At 42.1% G+C, this 5,716-nt stretch carries 7 protein-coding genes; all 7 read left to right on the top strand.

Features of this window, described 5'->3' with window-relative positions; all coding sequences use genetic code 11:
* Positions 1–806 precede the first annotated feature (806 nt).
* Positions 807–2,039, top strand: coding sequence for a type II secretion system inner membrane protein GspF (gene gspF / locus AC0UA9_RS16560; protein ID WP_475661744.1), 1,233 nt, complete (start codon positions 807–809; stop codon positions 2,037–2,039).
* 157 nt (positions 2,040–2,196) lie between these two features.
* Entirely contained in the window at positions 2,197–2,643 is a 447-nt protein-coding gene (gene gspG, locus AC0UA9_RS16565) for a type II secretion system major pseudopilin GspG (RefSeq protein WP_475661746.1), read from the top strand.
* A 50-nt stretch (positions 2,644–2,693) separates the two neighbouring features.
* Complete coding sequence (gene gspH / locus AC0UA9_RS16570; protein ID WP_475661748.1) at positions 2,694–3,320, top strand: type II secretion system minor pseudopilin GspH; 627 nt, start codon at positions 2,694–2,696, stop codon at positions 3,318–3,320.
* Entirely contained in the window at positions 3,313–3,732 is a 420-nt protein-coding gene (gene gspI / locus AC0UA9_RS16575) for a type II secretion system minor pseudopilin GspI (RefSeq protein WP_475661750.1), read from the top strand. The genes gspH and gspI overlap by 8 nt, the downstream gene beginning before the upstream one ends.
* A gap of 2 nt (positions 3,733–3,734) precedes the next feature.
* Positions 3,735–4,424, top strand: a complete 690-nt coding sequence (gspJ, locus tag AC0UA9_RS16580) for a type II secretion system minor pseudopilin GspJ (protein ID WP_475661754.1) — start codon at positions 3,735–3,737, stop codon at positions 4,422–4,424.
* Positions 4,425–4,426: 2 nt separating this feature from the next.
* Entirely contained in the window at positions 4,427–5,446 is a 1,020-nt protein-coding gene (gene gspK / locus AC0UA9_RS16585) for a type II secretion system minor pseudopilin GspK (RefSeq protein ID WP_475661755.1), read from the top strand.
* Positions 5,446–5,716 (top strand): type II secretion system protein GspL (gene gspL / locus AC0UA9_RS16590; RefSeq protein WP_475661756.1); only part of this gene is annotated, 271 nt, incomplete at its 3' end. The genes gspK and gspL, both read left to right, overlap by 1 nt.

Below are 5,716 nucleotides of genomic sequence, written 5' to 3' on the forward strand. Positions count from 1 at the left end.
GCCATAGAAAAACACATTCGCACCAACACGGCTTCCATACGACGAGACGGCTTTGACAAAGTCATGGCAGGGCAAACCACACTGGAAGAAGTATTGCGCGTAACAAGAGAAGATTAGTGTCGCAATGGTGAAAAGGTAAGGAATAATGTTGAATTTTGAAGGGTTAATGTTGAATTATTAAGAGCAAAACATAGCCCCAACTCCGTCATTCCGTAGGTTACTTAATACGGAATCTCGGTTTTTAGTAACGTGACAAAAGAAAAAACAGATCCTGAATCGAGTTCAGGAAGACGGAAAAAGGAGCAAAAGCAAACAGCCCCAACCCCCGTCATTCCGTAGGTTACTTAATACGGAATCTCGGTTTTTAGTAACGTGATAAAAGAAAAAACAGATCCTGAATCAAGTTCAGGAAGACGGGAAAAGGAGCAAAAGCAAACAGCCCCACCCCCGTCATTCCGTAGGTTATTTAATACGGAATCTCGGTTTTTAGTAACGTGATAAAAGAAAAAACAGCTCCTGAATCAAGTTCAGGAAGACGAGAAAACCAAGTGTGATAACAGCAAAACATAGATCCTGAATCAAGTTCAGGAAGACGGGAAAAGGAGCAAAAGCAAACAGCCACCACTCCCGTCATTCCGTAGGTTATTTAATACGGAATCTCGGTTTTTAGTAACGTGATAAAAGAAAAAACAGCTCCTGAATCAAGTTCAGGAAGACGGGAAAACAAAACGCGAAAAAGCAAAACATAGATCCTGACGTAAGTTCAGGAAGGTTAGTATTACAGACAAAAGAAATGATTAAACACTATGGCAGCATTTGATTATATTGCGGTTGACAGCCGAGGAAGAACAAAAAAAGGGGTTATTGAAGGCGACACCCCAAGGCAAGCACGTGCATTATTACGTGAGCAAGGCTTAATGCCAACGGAAGTGTCCCCTACCCTAGCCCGCAATAAAAACAAAGCTGGCAAGTCAAGCGCAGGTAAAGACGGAAACCAAGGTAAAATATCAGCAGCAGAGTTATCGTTAATTACACGCCAACTTGCCACGTTAGTAGAGTCTGGCTTACCGTTAGAAGAGTCTTTAATGGCAGTGGCTGAACAAGGTGAAAAAAACCGAATAAAAAGTATGGTGATGGGCGTACGCACTAAAGTTACCGAAGGCTATGGTTTAGCAGAAAGCATGGCAGAATACCCTAAAGTGTTTAACCATTTGTATCGCTCTATGGTAGCAGCGGGTGAAAAATCAGGCCATTTAGACAAGGTACTCAACCGCCTCGCTGACTACACCGAAAAGCGTGAGCAAATGCGCTCACAAATAATTCAAGCTATGGTTTACCCCGTTATTATGACCGTAGTCGCTATTGGTGTTATTGCTATTTTATTAACCAAAGTGGTACCACAAATCGTCGGCCAATTTGAACACATGGGTGCAAACTTACCCGGTACCACTAAGTTTTTAATTGCTTGCAGTGAGTTTTTACAAAATAACGGGTTATTAATCGTGCTATTTATTGCCGCCTTAATGCTGGTTATATCAGAGCTATTAAAAAAACCGAAATACTTAATGATTTTTCATCAAAAAATAATCACGGTTGCTGGTATTGGTAAAGTAGTTAAAGGGTTAAACACCGCCCGCTTTGCTAGAACACTCAGTATACTGTCTGCCAGTGCCGTACCATTATTAGAGAGCATGAAAATTTCAGGTGAAGTACTCGACAACTTATATATAAAGCAGCAAGTAAAACTCGCTTCAGACAAAGTGCGAGAAGGCTCAAGCTTGCATCTATCGCTTGAGCAAACTAAATTATTCCCACCGATGATGCTTCACATGATCGCCAGTGGTGAAAAGAGTGGTGAAATAGAGCAAATGTTAGGCCGCGCTGCCGACAACCAAGACAAAGAATTTGAAGCCCTGATGAATATTTCAATCAAAGCCTTTGAACCTGCATTAATGGTAGTGATGGCTGGAGTTGTTTTATTTATTGTAATGGCAATATTAGAGCCGATATTAAAGTTAAATACGTTTGTCGGTGGATAAGAGCAGAAATAATGGTTAATGGTTAATGGTTAATGGTTAATGGTTAATGGTTAATGGTTAATGGTTAATGGTTAATGGTTAATGGTTAATTATTAAGAGCAAAAATTAGATGCTGAATCAAGTTCAGGAAACGGAATAAAGTAATTAGGAAAAGACAATGTTTAAAAATAGAAGACAAATCAACAACAACCAAGGCTTTACCTTATTAGAAGTAATGGTGGTGATTGTTATTATCGGCATGATGCTCAGTGTGGTTGTGCCCAACTTAATGGGTAGCCAAGACACTGCCAAGTTACAAAAAGCGGTCCAAGACATCACCGCATTAGAAAGCTCGTTAAGCATGTATAAATTAGACAACTACGACTACCCAACGACAGAGCAAGGCTTAGAAGCCTTAACTGAAAAAACAGACATGGAGCCAATTCCCCGTCGTTTTCCAGATGGCGGTTATGTTAAGCGCCTTCCTAAAGATCCTTGGGGTAATGACTACTTATTATTAAACCCAGGTGAACATGGCAAAATGGATGTATTTACCGCTGGACCAGACGGTGAAGTAGGCAGTGAAGACGACATAGGTAACTGGAACCTAGGCGAATACCAGTAACAGCGAAAAGCGCACTAAATTTAGATTAAAAAACGGATGAAAGAGATATTTTGACACAACCCTTTACCACCAAAACCAAAGGTTTTACCCTGCTTGAAGTCTTAGTGGTGATCGCGCTAATTGGCTTAATTATTTCTGCGGTGCAATTTAATTTTTCAACAAAGCGCCCAGAAGACACGTTAAAAAAAGCCAGCCATGACTTTGCAGCACTGTTTGAAAGCGCCGCGCACTATGGCTTACTCAACAACATTGAGTTAGGTTTATATTTTGATGAAAACAGCTATCAATTTTTAGGCTACGACGGCGTTAAGTGGAGTGAAATACCCGAGCAAGATTGGTTAGCCCGCCAAGAATTACCTGAGCGCGTTACTTTCACCTTAGAACTCGACGATTTACCCATTGAAGACCCGCTACTGTTCGACTCGTCGGTATTTACAGCTGAAGATGAAGAATACCTTTCATTTGCCGCCATCGAAAAAGCCAAAAAAGCGAAAGAAGAAGAAATATTATTACCCCAAGTGTATATTTTATCAGGGGGGGACATCACCCCGTTTAGCCTTACCTTTCACTTTACTGAAGAAGCCTCACTTTATGATGACTTGTCAGAGCTTGCTTATCGTGTTACCGGCATTTATAGCATACCGTTAACCATAGAAGGCCCAGTGTTAGATGACTAAAACAGGCAAAACGCTCAACAACACTAAGCGCCAAAAGTTAACGCTTGCCAACCCCTTAGGCTTTACTTTAATTGAAGTAATGTTGGCATTAGCGGTATTTTCTATCGCTGGTATCGCCCTACTTAGTACGGCTAATAACAATGCCCGTAACCTAGGCTACTTAGAAACAAAAATGTTTGCTAACTGGGTCGCATCAAATCAATTAGTTGACGCCAACTTAGAAAAAAAATGGCCACCTAAAAATAATGAGAAAGGTGAAGTTGAACTGGCGGGAAGGTCATGGTTTTGGCATAAAAAAGTGCTCAAAACGACTAACGACAACATGCGCGCTATCGTGATAGAAGTGAGAAGCCACAAAGATGACGAACTGGCGATCACCAGCTTAACCACTTATGTTTCTAAGGTTGAATAAGTATGTTAGTGATACAAACGCACATTCCTGCTATACCTAATTTACCCAAAAGCACTACTCACCAAGGTTTTACCTTATTAGAAGTATTAATTGCTATTGCTATTTTCTCACTGGTAAGCCTGTCTAGCTTCACCATTTTTGACTCAGTACTTAAGGGTGACAAGGTAGCAGCAGCGCGTAGCGAGCGACAAAACGAGTTGCAACGCGCTTTTACCATTATTGAACGTGACCTGACCCAAATATCACGGCGTACTATGCGCCTTAATGGTGAGTCACCCCAGGCACGCTTAATACAAAGTTCAAGCGACAATTTCGCCAGCGAAGAGCAAGCCATTGCCTTTGTCCGACACGGTTGGACTAACCCTGGCTTATTGCTACCGCGCAGCGACATGCAAGCGGTAGCGTATCGATTAACCGAAGAAACCCTAGAGCGCTTGCACTTTAACTTTGTTGACTCTGTTGTTGGTGAAGAGCCCAAGGTACGGCCTTTGCTCAGTGCAGTAACCGCAGTAACATTTGAGTACTATAATGGCAAAGACTGGCAAAAGCTGTGGGAACAAAGCACCCTCCCCTTAGCCATCGCCATTGAAGTAGACACCAAAGATTACGGCCTTATTCGTCGTCAATATTTAGTGGCTGGTGACGGCGAGCTACAAACGTCAACCGCTTCAAGTTTAGGGCTAGGATCATAACCATGTTGACAAAAAAATTAGCCAAACACCAAGGCGTTGCCCTGATTACCGTGATGTTAATTGTTGCCCTTTGTGCCGTTATTGCTAGCCAAATGACAGCCCGCTTACAAGTGCAAATGCAACGCAGTGCCAACATTACCTTTAACCAACAAGCATACTGGTACGCAATGGGCGCGGAAGCTTTTACCAAACGAGTATTAATAACGGCTTTTCAGCTAGATAAAAACGTGACACATTTAAACCAAATTTGGGCCGAAGGCGAAACGACCTACCCAGTTGACTTTGGTGAAATATCCGGTGAAATAACTGACTTACAAAGTTGTTTAAACTTAAATGCATTACGTGCGCCTTTTGTTGACGATAATACCTCTAGTAATAGCAATAACCGCAATAACAACAAAACCCCTGCCCGTCTTGCCTTTGAAGCATTACTGATTAACTTACAAATAGACAACGTTAGCCAATTTGAAGCCGAGTCAATGGCCGATGCACTAACTGACTGGCTCGACGCAGACAGTGGCATAAGCAGTGCAGGCGGCGCTGAAGATAACGACTATGCCGCGCGTGAATTTCCCTATTTAGCCGCCAACAATTATTTAGCTAGTGTTAATGAACTAAGGGTAATACAGCACTTTACTCCGCCTGTTATTGATGCGATAAAACCTTACGTTTGTGTTATTCCTGCCACCGAAATACACAAGGTGAACATTAACACCATTGACAGTGAACAGCCTGAGTTACTTCAAGCCTTGTTGGGGTCAACTTTAGCACAAGCGCAAGATATACTAAGCGCCAGAGGTGAAGAAGGTTTTTCGTCACTCGACACGTTTTATAATTTACCCGCGGTAGTGCAGCTTGAAAATTTTAACGATAAAAAAGATCAGTTTGTTGTTGACAGTGAGTACTTTAATTTAAAATCAAGTGCCAGTTTTAATAATAGCTTTTTTGCCATGAACTCGGTAATGAAAATAACAGACAACACCAATATTAGTGTACTTAGCCGTACCGTAGGACGAAATTAATGGCCGAAATTTTATATATACGCCTAGGGAGCCAAGCCCAAGACAGCATAGCTTGGTTGATCGTTAACTCTCTTGAGCAAGAAGTTATTGCCAGTGGCCTAGTCGCCAATGCCGAGCAGCTAAGTGAGTTAACTGACAAAGCGGCACAACGTGTGGTAAAGGTATTGGTGCCTGGCAGTGATGTGCTGTTAAAACGCTTAACCGTGCCAACCAAGTCGACACGAGCTATGCGCGCGGCTGTCCCTTACATGCTCGAAGACGAGTTAGCGC

The organism is Colwellia sp. F1 (genome assembly GCF_056238625.1).